Below are 267 nucleotides of genomic sequence, written 5' to 3'. Positions count from 1 at the left end.
AACCTCGTTGCCTCGTTCCTGCGCGCTTATGAGAATGGCAAGCCCGCCGCGACGCCGCAGCATCTGCGGTGGAACCCGCGCGCGCCGGTGGAGGGCGAGGCCACCTTCGTCGTCGGGAACCCGGGGCGGACGCAGCGGCTGCTGACGCAGGACCAGCTGGCCGTACAGCGCGAACTGATCCTGCCGCTGACGGTCACGCTGCTGTCCGAATATCGCGGTCGCCTGATCGCGGCGAGCGAGCAAAGCGCGGACCGGCGGCGCGAGGCG

1 protein-coding gene is annotated in these 267 nt (G+C 70.8%); it reads left to right on the top strand.

Features of this window, described 5'->3' with window-relative positions:
• Positions 1-267, top strand: a 267-nt coding sequence (locus CVH10_RS21090) for a S46 family peptidase (RefSeq protein WP_146143221.1), incomplete at both ends; no start/stop codon positions are given.

Origin of the sequence: Halomonas sp. ND22Bw (assembly GCF_003011945.1) — a bacterium.
In the GTDB taxonomy this organism is placed as follows: domain Bacteria; phylum Pseudomonadota; class Gammaproteobacteria; order Pseudomonadales; family Halomonadaceae; genus Halomonas; species Halomonas halophila.
The sequence above is the reverse complement of the archived record's forward strand: the minus strand, read 5'-3'. Positions and strand labels throughout refer to the sequence as shown.